Genomic DNA, 13,472 nt, shown 5'->3' on the forward strand with positions numbered 1-13,472 from the left:
CATGTTTTTGTCCAACTTCAGCGTTAAGAAGCCGATCGTCACGATCGTCATATTGCTCATGCTCATGGCCGTCGGGCTCATGGCATTGAAAAAACTCAAAGTCAATCAAATCCCAGATGTTGAGATGCCCTTGCTGGTGATCGACATCAACTACCCAGGTGCATCACCCGATACGGTAGAACGAGAAGTTCTGAACCGTGTGGAAAAGGCCTTGCAATCGGTCAATGGCATCAAAGACCTGCGCGGCACGGCCAATGAAGGCAATGCCAACATGCTGGTGTTCTTTGAATTCAAAAAGAACATGGTGGAAGCCACCGATGAAGTGCGCAACGCCATCGGCAAAGTGCGTTACAAATTGCCCACCGAAATTCGGGAACCGGTCATCTTGCGCATCGACCCTGCTGCGCAGCCCATCATGCAATTGGCTTTGTCTACTTCAAGCCAAAGCCACGCTGAAATTTCCCGTATTGTGGAAGATCAAATTGCAGACAAGTTTCGCGGCATTCCAGGCGTTGCCCAAGTCAATGTGAATGGTTCTCTTAAACGCGAATTAAGCGTTTTGCTGCATGCCCAAAAACTGCGCGAGGTGAATTTATCTGTGACTGAAGTGGTCAACGCCCTTCGCTCACAAAACGCCGCTGCGCCAGTCGGCAAAATTCGCGGGGCAATGGAAGACCAAAGCATTCGACTGCTGGGACGCATTGAAACGCCTGCTGAGTTCAATCAAATAGTGATCAAACGCAGTGGCAATGAACTCATTCGTTTGGGTCAAGTGGCCACCGTCAGCGATGGTTTCGCAGAACTGACCACCATGAGCATGCGAAGTGGCAAGCCCAATGTGGGCATGGCCATCACGCGTTCACGCGATGCATCCACCGTCAGCGTTGCCAATGAAATCCGAAAATTGGTCGCAGAAGTCAACAAGACCCTGCCAGAAGGAACAAAACTTGAAATCACCCAAGACGGTGGTGTTGAAGCACAAAACAGCCTGAACAACGTGGTGGACGCATTGATTTTTGGTGCAGGCCTCACCATCTTCGTGGTGTACGTGTTCTTAAATTCATGGCGTTCTACACTGATTACCGCCTTGTCTTTGCCCACGTCCGTCATCACAGCCTTCATTGCGGTTTGGCTCTGCGGGTTCACACTCAATTTCATGAGTTTGTTGGGCTTATCCTTGGCCATCGGGGTCTTGATTGACGATGCCATTGTGGTGCGAGAAAACATTGTGCGGCACATGGAACGCGGCTCAGACCGACGCACTGCGGCTTTGAACGGCACTGCTGAGATTGGCATGGCCGTGGCAGGCACCACCTTTTCTATTGTGGCTGTGTTCATTCCGGTGGGTTTCATGCCAGGTGTTTCGGGAGAATGGTTCAGACCTTTCGGTCTCACTGTGGTCGCCTCGGTGTTGGTCAGTTTGTTGATTTCATTCACCCTCGATCCCATGTTGTCAGCTTATTGGGGTGACCCACCTGGTGAACACCTCAAGCCTAAAACCGGCATCAGCTTGAAACTGAAACAATTCAACGAATGGTTCGACCATCAAGCAGACCGTTATGGCAATGTCATTGCTTGGGCTCTGCATCACCGCCGCTGGATGATTGCGTTTGCCGTCGTCAGTTTCATTGGTGCCATCTTTTTGCAAGTGCAATTTGGGGGCTCTAGCTTCTTACCAAAGACAGATGGCAAAACATTGGCCATTGATGTGCGCTCGCCTGCCAGCAGCAATTTGGAATACTCCCGCATCAAGCTGGAAGCCGCCGCCATCATGGCGCGCACCATGCCTGAGACCAAGGCCACCAACAGCTATGTGAATCCAACTGGCGGTCGCATTTATGTCGACATCGGCAAGAGCACAGAGCGCAAACGCACAGCGCAAGAAATTGCCATTGAGTTGCGCAAGCGCACTTCGCAATTGGTAGGGGCTGAGTACACCGTGCTCGACGACCTTTCTAATGGCGCAGCCAAGCCCGTTCAAATTCGTTTCAGCGGTACCGATTCGCGCAAGCTGTTGGCCATCACCAGCGATTTCATGGAGAAATTGCGTCAAGTGCCGGGGGCGGTTGATGTGGGTTTGTCACAGCAAGATCCACAGAACGAATTACAAATTGAATTGGACCGAGGTTTGGCCAATTCACTGGGCATTTCTGTCACAGATGCCGCCAATGCATTGCGCGTCGCGTTTGCTGGCATTGAAGTCGGCGACTGGGTAGACCCCACCGGCGAGTCACGTGATGTGGCCATTCGCTTGGCCCCAGAAGATCGCATGAGTGTGTCCAACATTGAACGCCTGCCCATCACGGTCAGCGGCATGAACACCGTGGTGCCCTTGGCTCAAATTGCCAAAGTGTCCATGGGCAAAGCACCTTCCAAAATTGAACACTCCGATGGCAAACGCACGATTGGCGTGTCAGCCAATGCCCAAGGTCGTTCATCGGGTGAGGTCACTGCCGATGCATTGAAGATTGCAAAAAGCATCAACTTCCCAGAAGGCTACGGCATTGAATTGGATGGCGCATCCAAAGACCAGAAAGAAGTCTTCGCAGAAATGGGCATTGCGCTGATCTCTGGCATCGGACTGATGTACTTCATCTTGGTCATGCAGTTCAGCTCCTTCACTGCACCCTTGGCAGTGATGTTCTCGCTGCCGCTGTCGCTGATTGGTGTGGTCTTGGCTTTGTTGATCACCGGCGGCACACTCAATCTGATGAGCCTGATTGGCGTGATCATGTTGATGGGCTTGGTGGCCAAAAATGCCATTTTGTTGCTCGATGCTGCACGCACCTTAGAGGCTGAAGGCGTCGACCGTGAAGAAGCACTCATGACTGCTGGTCGCAAACGTTTGCGTCCCATCATCATGACCACCTTTGCCTTGATTGCGGGCATGTTGCCTGTGGCCATTGGCATTGGCGAAGGCAGTGAGTTTTACCGACCCATGGCGACGGCCATCATTGGCGGCACCATCACATCCACTATTCTGACCTTGCTCATCATCCCCAGCTTCTACGACAGCATCGAGTTGTCGCGCGAAGCGTGGGGTCGAAGGTTTCAAGCGTTGGGCCAACGTTTCAAGTTCTGAGGCAACAGCGCTGCATCACCGTCTTTTTAGACGGTGATGTAAGTCGAATCCTTCACCTCTTCCATCACCACATAACTGTGCGATTGTGATGGCACCGGAATTTGATTCAAAATGTTGCTGAGCAAATCGCGGTATTGCGTCATGGCACTCAACCGTGCCTTTACCAAGTAATCAAAACTTCCCGACACCAAGTGACACTCCATCACTTCCGGCATATTGGCAATTTGATTTCGCACCTTGTCAAACACCTCGCCCGATTTGGTGGTGAGCGTGATTTCAACAAAGACCAACAAGGGCTTTTCGAGTGCCTTGGGTTCTATGCGGGCGTGATAGCCCTTGATAACGCCTTGTCGTTCCATGCGTTTAACCCGCTCTGCACAAGGCGAAGTTGACAGGCCAATTTGCTCCCCCAGTTCCGTCATGGAAATTCTTCCCTGGCGTTGCAAGATGTCGAGGATTTTTCGGTCGATTCGGTCTAACTCAGTCATTTTTTTTGCTTCGAGTGAAAGTTGAAGTTATATTTAATCAATTTACCTCAATAAACCAATTAATTCAGCAAAATTAACTGCTAAAACCTCCATAAACTTCGTTTTCATTGAGCAAAACAGGGGAAAACTCATGAAAACCATCGTTTTGGGAAGTGGCGTCATCGGTATCACCACAGCTTATTACTTGGCTCGCGCTGGCGTGGACGTCACGGTGATTGACCGCCAGCCCCAAGCAGCGGAAGAAACCAGTTTTGCCAATGCAGGACAAATCTCTCCAGGGTATGCCACGCCTTGGGCAGCACCTGGTATGCCACTTAAAGCCATGAAATGGTTGTTTGAAAAACATGCCCCTTTGGCCATCCGTCCCGATGGCACGTTCTATCAAGCACAGTGGATGATGCAAATGCTGCGCAACTGCACAGCCGCGCGTTACAACGTTAACAAAGAGCGCATGATGCGTTTGTCTGAATACAGCCGTGACTGCCTGCGCCAACTGCGCGCAGAGACTGGCATTGCTTACGAGCATCGCACAGGCGGCACACTTCAAGTGTTTCGCAAGCAAGCGCAACTCGATGCGGTGTCGCGCGACATCGAAGTGCTGAAAGAATGCAATGTTCCATATGAACTACTTGATCGTGAAGGCATGCTGAAAGTAGAACCTGGCTTGCGACAAGCATGCGAGCCACACGAAGGCAGATTATTGGGTGGTTTGCGTTTGCCTAATGACGAGACCGGTGATTGCCGTTTGTTCACCTTGCAGTTGGCTGAAATGGCAAAAACCTTGGGCGTCAAATTTCGCTACGGTGAAACGGTAGAGCGCATCCTGTCTGATGACCATTCCATTCAAGGTATATTGTTAGCGGGACCCGACAAAGAGCTCTTGCAAGCCGACCAATATGTGTTGGCGCTTGGCAGCTACAGCCGTCAAATGATTCAAAGCTTGCAAATCAACATTCCCGTGTACCCTGTCAAAGGTTACTCACTCACCATTCCTTTGATGGATGAAACCTTGGCACCTGTGTCAACGGTTCTAGACGAGACCTACAAAATCGCCATCACACGCTTCGACCAACGCATTCGCGTGGGCGGCATGGCAGAGCTCAGTGGATTCGACTTAAGTTTGAATCCCAAACGCCTTGCCACCTTAGAGATGGTGGCCCATGACTTATTTCCAGGAGGTGACCTGGCCCAGGCGCAGTTTTGGACGGGCCTGCGACCCATGACCCCCGATGGCACACCCATCGTGGGCGGCACTTCATTGCGTAACTTGTTTTTGAATACTGGCCATGGCACTTTGGGATGGACCATGTCGTGTGGCTCTGGCCAGTTCTTGACCGATGTGATGTTGGGTCGTCAACCCAAAATTAGCACGGAAGGCTTGAGCCTTGCGCGCTACTCAAAAACAAGGCCTGCGATCACTTACCCCGAAAAACCGGTTTGCGTCTTTCAGCAAACGCAGCACGTCCTTCCGCAAAGTCTTCACTGAGGCTGGTGCGATCGACGCGGGCGCGCAATGTGGCCTCTTGGGCAACACCTGTGGTGATTTCGTTGATGGATTTTTTGGTTTCTTCGGTGGCCAATGGCGCCAGTGAGATGATGTCTTGTGTGAGTTCGTTCAAGGCAGCCTGCCATTCTGTGTCTTGAACAAAATCTTCAAACAAACCCAACTTTTCAAGTTGCTGCCAGGTAAAAGGACGCGCAGTGAGGAAGGCACGCTGGGTGGCTGCTAGACCCATGCGCTGAATGTAGCGCGCCAAACCACTTGGGTAGTAATGCAAGCCAATGGCCGTGGCGGGCATGCGCCATTCAATGCCCTGCAAGCCGATGCGCAGATCGCAAGCCAACACAATGTCTGTGGCGCCGCCATACACACTGCCATTCAAAGCGCAAAGGGTGATGGGGCGTAGCACCGCCAAAGCCTCGGGGACTCTTTCAAATGAACTTGCCCCCTGCCCCTTTTCATCAAAACCGCCAATGTCGTAGCCTGCACAAAATACAGGTTTGGGTTGACCTTGGGTATTGGCCGTGATCACCACCACACGTACAGCAGGGTCGTCATTGACTTGTTGAAAATGAGCCAACAAAGTTTGCAAGTCTTCATTTTCAAGACGATTGCGTTGCGCAGGCCTGTTCAGCGTGATGGTGGCAATGCCATCTGCTATGTGAAGAACAGGTGAGCTGGGTGAAGTGGCTAATTGCGACATAAGCTGATGATTTGTTTGGTGCAAATTCTAGATGCCTTTAAGCTCTGGGCGATAATCAAGCCTTGCATCACCGTCCTCTGTGGGCGCTTGCCCCTCTAGGATCTTTCGATGAAAAAAAACTTCCCCCTGCAAATTGAAGGCAAAAACCCCGACCGCGTGTTGGAAGCTGTGAAGCACGAGATTCGCAAGTACTTCAAACGCGAGCGCAACCGTGCATTGCCCAAGGGCGTTGACTTCTGGGACTTTGACTGCAAAGTGGGGCTCACAGCCGAAACGGCCGAAGCGGTCAAAGTGAGCGCCGTGATTGAAAGCTTGGACGCATTGGCCAAAGAAGGTGCTGCATCGGTTTATGTCGAAATTTTGAGCAAGCACGGTGTGCGTGTGATCAACCCTGACAACGATCCCGTGATCATTGAGCGGGTTGACGACGCTGGTTTTGCCAACCGATGAAAAGCCCAGCGCCAATGACGATGGCGCAACCCAAGAGCATGGGTGCATCCAGTTGCTCACCAAAAACCAGCACACCAATTGAAATGCCAAACAGCAAACGTGAATACCGATAAGGTGTAACGGCACCAATCGAGCCAGTGCGCATAGCGGTCATGAGGGCGGTGTAACCAAAGACACCGGCCACCAACGCGGCGCCAATCATCAAAGCCTGCGTCAACTCAAGCGACACAAAAGCTTTGCCATCCCACAGCGCAAAGCTTGCGCCCGCAATCATCATGGTGCTAAAGCCATAAAAGCCAAGTACCTCCTTGGTCAGCGCAGGCGGTGCTGTGCGTGAAAACAAATCGCGTCCTACAAAGCCCAATGTACCGATCACCGCCAGCAAGGACAAGGCAGAAAAGTCATCGGCAGAAGGTCGCAAAATGATCATCACACCCAACAGCCCGGACAAGATGGCCACCCAGGTTTTGCCGTCTACTTTTTCACGCAAGAAAATGCGTGCACCGATGGCCACAAACAAGGGCGCTGCCTGCAAGATGGCCGTTGCCGAGGACATGGGTGTCAGGGCAATGGCCAAGATATAGAACAAGCGACCAAAGAATTCAAACACCGCTCTGTAAAGCATGCGCGGCGTCAAGACATCCGGTTGAAACAGTGGTGCGCCAGCACGTCGTGCCATCAGGGCAAAGACGCACAAGCCGGCGGCACCAAACATCATCAAAACTTGGCCGACAGGAACGTGCTTGGTGACTGTTTTGAGAAACGCATCCTCAATGGAAAAGCCCGCCATGGAGGCAATCATCCAAGCAATGCCAATGAAATTTTCTTTTCGACTGTGATTTAAATTAGGCATGCAGGCGTACCCACATGGCCGTTTGATAAAACGCAAAACTGATCAACCAGGCAACGCACAAAGGCCACGCAACCGACAGCGCCGTGAACGCCCAGCTCTTGGTTTCATTGCGAATGGTGGCAATGGTGGACACGCAGGGCGTGTAGATCAAAGCAAACAGCATGAAGCTGTAGGCACTGATCCAATCCATGTTGTGAACAATGGCGTCGATCAAGGCCTGTCCTTCATGGCCATAGATCACGGCCAGCGCCCCAATCACCACCTCTTTGGCCACAAAGCCAAAGACCAAGGCGAGGGTCAGTTGCTCATTGATGCCCAGTGGCTGAAGCAAGGGTGCCAACCAATGGCTCAACTGGCCCGCCCACGTTTCCAAACTTCCGGCAGTGGCGCCTTGCGGAAAATTGGTGAGCACCCAAATGAGCAACACGCCAAGCATGATGAAGCGTGTGGTTCTGCTCAAAAAATGTCTGACTTCTTGCCAACCCTTCAAGACCATTTGGCGCAAGGTCGGCAAACGGTAGGGTGGAATTTCTAAAACAAATGCGTCAACGTTGACGTACTGTTTTTTAAAGATAACCGAGGTGAGCATAGCCATCAATATGCTCACCAAGTACAAAGAGAACAACACCCACGGCGCTTGCTCGGTGGTGAACATGGCGGCGATGAACAACACAAACACTTGCAAGCGCGCCGAGCACAAAGAAAACGGAATGGTCAGCATGGTGAGGTAACGCAGGCCTTTAGAGCGAATCACTCGCGTGCCCAGCAAGGCCGGCACATTGCAACCAAAGCCCATCAGCAACATCACAAAGCTTCTACCGTCCATGCCAAATTTGGACATCAGGGCGTCCAACAGGAAGGCAGCGCGCGACAAATAGCCAGTGTCTTCAACAATGCCAAGGAACAAGAAAAACAAAATGATGAGCGGCACAAAACTGGCCACGGTGCTGATGCCGTTGTACAAGCCGTCCAACAGCAAGCCTTGCGCCATGGCAGGCAAACCACTGAGCAGAGGCTCTAGCGCTTCGGTTCGCAAGCTTGTGAACAGCCAACTCAGACCGTCTTGAAGGGGTTTGCCAATGGCAAACACACCTTCAAACAGCAACAACATCACTGCAAAAAAGATCGGCAAGCCGAACCAAGGATGAAGCAGCACTTTGTCGATGCGTTCTGTCAGCTGGTGTGATGCCTGGGCTGGCACCATCACGCCGGCTTGGAAAGCTAGCTCTACGCTTGAAGGTGTCAAAGCCTGCGGCGCCTCAGCCTTCAAGCCTTCTCGCATCAGTTTTTGAAGTTGCTCTGTGCCCTGCCCGTATTTGGCAGACAGCAAACAAATGGGCAAGCCTAAGTTTTGACTCAGCACTTCGGGCTTGATGGTAATACCCAATGCGCTAGCCTCATCGGCCATGTTCATCACCATCACCACAGGGATGCCTTGCGCTGTGACTTGCGACAACAAGTTCATTTGACGGTCCACTTGTGACGCGTTCATCATGAACAAGATGAGATCGGGCTTTTGCGTTTGCAAATAAGTGGTGACCACTTTTTCGTCTTCTGAGTAGCCGCTTAAATCGTAAATGCCAGGCAGATCAATGAGCTGCGCCATTTGATCGCCCACCATCAAGCGCGCCGACAGCAATGACACCGTGAGGCCCGGCCAGTTGCCCACTTTGGCATGCGCGCCTGTCAGGCGATTGAGCAAGGTGGACTTGCCCGTGTTGGGCATGCCAATCAAGACGATTTTTTTCATGGTGTTGCCATCAGGTCAAGCATGGGCACAACCACAATTCTCTTGGCTTCGATGCGTCGCATGATCACTTCCGTGGTGCCTACCCTCACATGAATCGGGCCACCCAAGCTGGCCTTGCGCAGGACCTGAACGACGCACCCTTCGCGCAAACCCAATGCCGCCATGCGCTGACGCAATTCAGCTTCCGCCTGAATGTTCGTGATCCTGACCTGCTCGCCGACCTGAAAATGGTCGAGCGCAAAAGCGTCTTCCCCCATCGAAGGGGTCTGAAAACTTGAGGCGTTGGAAGACACTAGCTTTACAAATGAGAATTATTCTTATTTAGATTCTAATGCATCTGCGCCGCAGCTTGAACGTGGTCGACTACAAAGCTTGAGCTATCTCAAGAAAATAGCGAGCCCATTGCCTTGGGCTGTCAGATTGGGTGGCTTTTGGCCAAGTCAGGGGAAGGCCGATGTTGGCGATCAGTGCAAATTGCGCTTGCCTGATTCATTGCTCAGGGCGTCCAACACAAACATGGGAATGTCGACGTCAAATTTTTCGCCATCTTCGGCCACGCAGAAATAACTGCCGTGCATGGTGCCAGTGGGTGTGCGCAAACGTGTGCCACTGGTGTACTGAAACTTTTCGCCAGGTTGCAGCAAAGGTTGGTAGCCCACCACACCCAAGCCCTTGATTTTCTCGTGCAGGCCATTGGCATCATTGACACTCCAAGACCTTGAGATGACCTGCGCCGCAATGTCACCCGTGTTGAGAATGGTGATGCTGTAGGCAAAGGTGTAAAGGTCACCCGCAGGATCCGACTGCTCAGGCAGATACTGGGGTGTGACGTCAACTTTGAGTTTGTAGTTTGGCATGACAAGATTTTGCACGAAACGCAAATAGAAGCATTTCAATAAGCTTATGCCTTCAAGGGCAAAGCTCTTTGACGTTGTCCGGTGAGTTGAAAAAGGGCGTTGGCCACGGCAGGCGCCAGGGGCGGTACTGCCGGCTCTCCCACACCTTCAGGCGAACGAGTGCTGGGCACAATCCAAGTTTCCACAACCGGCGATTGCGCCATGCTGACCAAGGGGTAGTTGGTGAAATTGTTTTGTTGAACCACACCGGCTTGAATGTCGATTTTTCCAAACAAGGCGGCCGTTAATGCAAAATTGACTGAGCTTTCAACCTGTTGTGCCACGGTGCCTGGGTTGACCACCGTACCGCAATCGATGGCACACACCACGCGGTGCACACGCGGCATGCCGTCCTTGATCGACACTTCGGCCACTTGCGCCACGATAGAGCCAAAGGACTCATGCAGCGCCACGCCATGCGCATGACCAGCAGGCAATGCAGAACCCCACTTGGCTTTTTCTGCCGCCAACTTCAACACGGCCGCATAACGGGGTGCGTCTTTGAGAAGCGCCATCCGAAACGCAACAGGGTCTTGCTTGGACGCCACTGCCAACTCGTCGATGAAGCTTTCGGAGAAAAACGCATTGTGCGAGTGCCCCACAGAACGCCAGAAACCAATGGGTACGCCCATCTTGGTGGACACATGCGACATGCGCTGATGTGCAAAGCCATAAGGCAAATCAAACAAGCCTTCTGCAGTTGTTTTGTCGGGTGCATCAACCGGGCCAGACAGCGCGGGCAAGACACGCGACATCCAACGCGGTGAAATGGCATCACCCGCCGATTTAATTTGCAAGCTCTCAACTTGACCTTGCGCATTCACGGCAGCACTCAACTGCGCCACATGCATGGGACGGTAATAGTCATGCGTCATGTCTTGTTCGCGCGTCCAGACCAATTGCACCGGCGCGCCATCCGCAGCCATGGCCAATTGCGTGGCTTGCACCACCACATCCACTTCCAAACGTCGGCCAAAGCCGCCGCCTAGCAAAGTGACATGCACTTTGACTTTGTCGCCCGACACACCCGCCACTTTGGCTGCTGCGGCACGTGCCAAGCCGGGCACTTGGGTGGGTGCCCAAATTTCTAATTGACCGTCTTTGAATTGCGCCGTGCAATTCATGGGCTCCATGGTGGCGTGCGCCAAATAAGGGGCCGTGTATTGCGCTTGAATGACGCGCGCAGCACCGGCTTCAGCTTTAACGACATCCCCTTGCTCATAAAACGTGAAACCGCTTTCTGTTTTGAGTTTGTCTTGCAGTTCTATTGCAATGCGCTGGGTATCGATGGCACCTTCTTTACGCTGCGCCCACTCAGCTTTGACTTTTTGCACAGCCTGCTGTGCATGCCACGTCGTTTTGGCAATCACTGCAAAGCCAGGTGCAGAGCCTGCAGCGCTGGAAAGTTGAACGCATTTAACAACGCCAGGCATGGCCAGCGCTTCTTTGACGTCGATACTGCTGAGCGTGCCACCCATTTGCGGCACTTGCACGATGCTGGCAAACAGCATGTTGAGCACGCGCACATCGATGCCAAATACGGCACTGCCATTTGTTTTGGCAGGCACGTCTGCGCGCGGTGTGGCTTGACCAATCAGGCGCCAATCTTTGCGATCTTTCAGAAGGACATTGCTAGGCGTTTGGCCTGCAGCGCCTTTGGCAAATTCACCATAGTGCGCAGACTTGCCGGAAGCATGACTGATCACGCCATCTTTCACGCTCAATTCTTTGGCAGACACTTTCCACTGATCTGCAGCCGACAACAACAAACTGGCTTTGGCAGTAGCCGCTGCAGTCCTCAAGTGGTCCCAAGCATCTTTGACAGACGATGAACCGCCAGTGGCATTGACGCCCAATTCGCGCGCTACTTTGCTGACCATCCACTCGCCCGTTTTAACCATCATGGGCTTGTCTGGGCCTTCTGATTTCAGGGGGTGGAAGGGCAAGGTGCCCACAAACATGGCCACGTTGCCGTAGATGGCGTCGTGGCCGGCTTGTTCTAAGCGAACTTGCTTGAGGGGCACGTCTAATTCTTCAGCCACCAACATGGCCAGTGCATTGTGAATGCCCTGCCCCATGTCGCTGCGGTGCATGGCCAACACCACGCCACCGTCTTTGGTAATTTTGATCCAACCGTTGAGCGCGACGTCGCCCTCGGTTAGCAGCATGTTGTCGGGCTTGCCTAAACGTGAACGGGGGGGCATGACGCCCCAGCCAACGATGAGTGCGCCTGTGAGTCCAAGGCCGCTAAGAATGAGGTTGCGGCGCTTCATGCTTGAGCTCCTGCAGCGCGGTGAATGGCGGCTCGCACGCGTTGGTAGGTGCCGCATCGGCACAGGTTGGTCATGGCTTCGTCGATGTCGGCATCGGTGGGTTTGGGTTTTCTGGCCAAGAGAGCCGCAGCAGCCATGAGCATGCCGCTTTGGCAGTAACCACATTGAGGCACTTGCTCTGCAATCCAGGCTTGTTGCAAGGCACTGGGTTTGTCGGCGGTGCCGAGTGATTCGATGGTTTGGATGTTGGCGCCAGAAACGTTGGCCACGGGGGTGACGCAGGAGCGAATGGGTTGGCCGTCTTTGTGGACTGTGCAGGCTCCACACGCGGCAACACCGCAACCGAATTTGGTGCCGGTGAGGTTGAGGGTGTCTCGCAGAACCCAGAGCAAGGGCATTTGGGGGTCGACGTCTAAGCTGACGTTGTTGCCGTTGACATTGAGGTTCATTGGGGCCTTCCGCTGTTGTTTTGAAGCTGATTGCAAACTACAGGCTGATGCTAGCAGGTGTTGGGGCTTTGTGCGGTTTAGACGGTTTAGTTGGTGAGACTTGTATGGCTTCTTTTGCGGGAGCGTTGATCAGCCAGCCCTAAGGGGGGCCTCCTCATACTGGGGTACCAGAAATCGTCAGCCCCCCCTTAGGGCTGACTGCTCAACTGTTGGTTAGTGGAGGATTTCTGAACACCATCGCTGCAGGCGTTTTTATCGCGGGGTGCGGACGCCTGCTGTCGATGTATCAAGTAGGTTTACCAGAGCCTCGCGCGCTTTGGCTAGGCTATCTGGCGCCAGAACTGTTATAGCCTTGGGTGCTGGCCTACGCGCATTTCAATCGACCTTGATTTGTCTAGGATGCAGAAATTCAGCTGACTTTGGGCATTGCCTCAAAAATGGCGCAAGTGGTGGTTGCATGGGCATACAGTTTGCCATCTGGTCCCACAATTTGTGCTTCAGATGTACCCACCTGACGACCGACGTGAAGCGCTTTGCCAATGCACCGCAGAGGGCCAGTTTTGATGTTGGCAGCGCGCACGATGTTGAGATTCACTTGGCTGGTTGTGTAACCCACACCAACAGGTAATTTGGTTTGAACAGCACAACCCAGTGCAAAGTCCAGCAATGTTGCGTACCAACCTCCATGAACAGAGCCCAGTGGGTTGTAGTGCTTAAGTTGCGGCGTCGCCTGAAAAATTGCCAGGCCCTCACCTACTTCAATCAGCTCACAATCAAAGGTGTCTGCCATGTAGGGATGGGGCAATTCACCCTCGAGTAAGGCTGTCATAACCTGAAGGCCAGTTTTACCAATGACCTGTTGCGGTTGAGGCAGTCCGGCATGACCACCGCCACGTTCAACACGACGACGGCGAACATCTTCTAATTGTGCTTGCCATGCGTTGAGGGTGGCTTGAACTGTATTTTCAGATGGCATGATGTACTCGTAAATTAAATTGAAAGCTTTGCAGCGCACTGGCGCGCGATT

The 13,472-nt window shown here is 52.8% G+C and carries 12 protein-coding genes; 3 read left to right on the forward strand and 9 right to left on the reverse strand.

Going from position 1 to position 13,472, the window contains the following annotated elements:
* Position 1: 1 nt before the first annotated feature.
* Positions 2 to 3,082 carry an efflux RND transporter permease subunit gene (locus B9Z46_RS05165; RefSeq protein WP_108254763.1) on the forward strand — a complete coding sequence of 1,027 codons (3,081 nt, stop codon included), beginning with the start codon at positions 2 to 4 and terminating at the stop codon, positions 3,080 to 3,082.
* A 26-nt stretch (positions 3,083 to 3,108) separates the two neighbouring features.
* Here the strand turns inward: B9Z46_RS05165 and B9Z46_RS05170 are convergent, their stop codons facing one another.
* On the reverse strand, positions 3,109 to 3,570 hold the full coding sequence (locus B9Z46_RS05170; RefSeq protein WP_055359908.1) for a winged helix-turn-helix transcriptional regulator: 462 nt from the start codon (positions 3,568 to 3,570) through the stop codon (positions 3,109 to 3,111).
* A 130-nt stretch (positions 3,571 to 3,700) separates the two neighbouring features.
* On the opposite strand from B9Z46_RS05170, the gene B9Z46_RS05175 reads away from it, so the two are divergent.
* Positions 3,701 to 5,056 (forward strand): D-amino acid dehydrogenase, encoded by a 1,356-nt coding sequence (locus B9Z46_RS05175; protein ID WP_108254764.1) that lies wholly within the window; start codon positions 3,701 to 3,703, stop codon positions 5,054 to 5,056.
* Here the strand turns inward: B9Z46_RS05175 and B9Z46_RS05180 are convergent.
* Complete coding sequence (locus B9Z46_RS05180; protein WP_108254765.1) at positions 4,986 to 5,774, reverse strand: enoyl-CoA hydratase/isomerase family protein; 789 nt, start codon at positions 5,772 to 5,774, stop codon at positions 4,986 to 4,988. The two genes, B9Z46_RS05175 and B9Z46_RS05180, sit on opposite strands and share 71 nt — an antisense overlap.
* A gap of 108 nt (positions 5,775 to 5,882) precedes the next feature.
* On the opposite strand from B9Z46_RS05180, the gene B9Z46_RS05185 reads away from it, so the two are divergent.
* Positions 5,883 to 6,224: a DUF6172 family protein gene (locus B9Z46_RS05185; RefSeq protein WP_233245915.1), complete on the forward strand. Its 342-nt coding sequence runs from the start codon at positions 5,883 to 5,885 to the stop codon at positions 6,222 to 6,224.
* Here B9Z46_RS05185 and B9Z46_RS05190 read toward each other — a convergent pair.
* From B9Z46_RS05190 to B9Z46_RS05220, 7 genes are all read right to left on the reverse strand, one after another.
* Positions 6,184 to 7,077: a DMT family transporter gene (locus B9Z46_RS05190; RefSeq protein ID WP_199220545.1), complete on the reverse strand. Its 894-nt coding sequence runs from the start codon at positions 7,075 to 7,077 to the stop codon at positions 6,184 to 6,186. The two genes, B9Z46_RS05185 and B9Z46_RS05190, sit on opposite strands and share 41 nt — an antisense overlap.
* Positions 7,070 to 8,827: a ferrous iron transport protein B gene (feoB, locus tag B9Z46_RS05195; RefSeq protein WP_108254766.1), complete on the reverse strand. Its 1,758-nt coding sequence runs from the start codon at positions 8,825 to 8,827 to the stop codon at positions 7,070 to 7,072. Before feoB ends, B9Z46_RS05190 begins: the two co-directional genes overlap by 8 nt.
* The gene (locus B9Z46_RS05200) at positions 8,824 to 9,084 is read right to left on the reverse strand and encodes a FeoA family protein (protein ID WP_108254767.1); all 261 of its coding nucleotides are present in this window, start codon (positions 9,082 to 9,084) and stop codon (positions 8,824 to 8,826) included. The genes feoB and B9Z46_RS05200 overlap by 4 nt, the downstream gene beginning before the upstream one ends.
* Before the next feature lie 207 nt (positions 9,085 to 9,291).
* Entirely contained in the window at positions 9,292 to 9,684 is a 393-nt protein-coding gene (gene apaG, locus B9Z46_RS05205) for a Co2+/Mg2+ efflux protein ApaG (protein WP_108254888.1), read from the reverse strand.
* 44 nt (positions 9,685 to 9,728) lie between these two features.
* A complete protein-coding gene (locus tag B9Z46_RS05210) occupies positions 9,729 to 11,996 on the reverse strand; it encodes a molybdopterin cofactor-binding domain-containing protein (protein WP_108254768.1) in 2,268 nt (755 codons plus the stop codon).
* On the reverse strand, positions 11,993 to 12,445 hold the full coding sequence (locus B9Z46_RS05215; RefSeq protein ID WP_108254769.1) for a (2Fe-2S)-binding protein: 453 nt from the start codon (positions 12,443 to 12,445) through the stop codon (positions 11,993 to 11,995). Before B9Z46_RS05215 ends, B9Z46_RS05210 begins: the two co-directional genes overlap by 4 nt.
* Positions 12,446 to 12,854: 409 nt before the next feature.
* A complete protein-coding gene (locus B9Z46_RS05220) occupies positions 12,855 to 13,421 on the reverse strand; it encodes a PaaI family thioesterase (RefSeq protein WP_108254889.1) in 567 nt (188 codons plus the stop codon).
* Between the last annotated feature and the right edge of the window lie 51 nt (positions 13,422 to 13,472).

The sequence above is a fragment of the Limnohabitans sp. Hippo4 genome (assembly GCF_003063605.1).
In the GTDB taxonomy this organism is placed as follows: Bacteria; Pseudomonadota; Gammaproteobacteria; order Burkholderiales; family Burkholderiaceae_C; genus Limnohabitans_A.

Coding starts and splice junctions, on each gene's coding strand:
- B9Z46_RS05165 (WP_108254763.1), top strand. CDS start 2: ATGTTTTTGTCCAACTTCAGCGTTAAGAAGCCGATCGTCACGATCGTC.
- B9Z46_RS05170 (WP_055359908.1), bottom strand. CDS start 3,570: ATGACTGAGTTAGACCGAATCGACCGAAAAATCCTCGACATCTTGCAA.
- B9Z46_RS05175 (WP_108254764.1), top strand. CDS start 3,701: ATGAAAACCATCGTTTTGGGAAGTGGCGTCATCGGTATCACCACAGCT.
- B9Z46_RS05180 (WP_108254765.1), bottom strand. CDS start 5,774: ATGTCGCAATTAGCCACTTCACCCAGCTCACCTGTTCTTCACATAGCA.
- B9Z46_RS05185 (WP_233245915.1), top strand. CDS start 5,883: ATGAAAAAAAACTTCCCCCTGCAAATTGAAGGCAAAAACCCCGACCGC.
- B9Z46_RS05190 (WP_199220545.1), bottom strand. CDS start 7,077: ATGCCTAATTTAAATCACAGTCGAAAAGAAAATTTCATTGGCATTGCT.
- feoB (WP_108254766.1), bottom strand. CDS start 8,827: ATGAAAAAAATCGTCTTGATTGGCATGCCCAACACGGGCAAGTCCACC.
- B9Z46_RS05200 (WP_108254767.1), bottom strand. CDS start 9,084: ATGGGGGAAGACGCTTTTGCGCTCGACCATTTTCAGGTCGGCGAGCAG.
- apaG (WP_108254888.1), bottom strand. CDS start 9,684: ATGCCAAACTACAAACTCAAAGTTGACGTCACACCCCAGTATCTGCCT.
- B9Z46_RS05210 (WP_108254768.1), bottom strand. CDS start 11,996: ATGAAGCGCCGCAACCTCATTCTTAGCGGCCTTGGACTCACAGGCGCA.
- B9Z46_RS05215 (WP_108254769.1), bottom strand. CDS start 12,445: ATGAACCTCAATGTCAACGGCAACAACGTCAGCTTAGACGTCGACCCC.
- B9Z46_RS05220 (WP_108254889.1), bottom strand. CDS start 13,421: ATGCCATCTGAAAATACAGTTCAAGCCACCCTCAACGCATGGCAAGCA.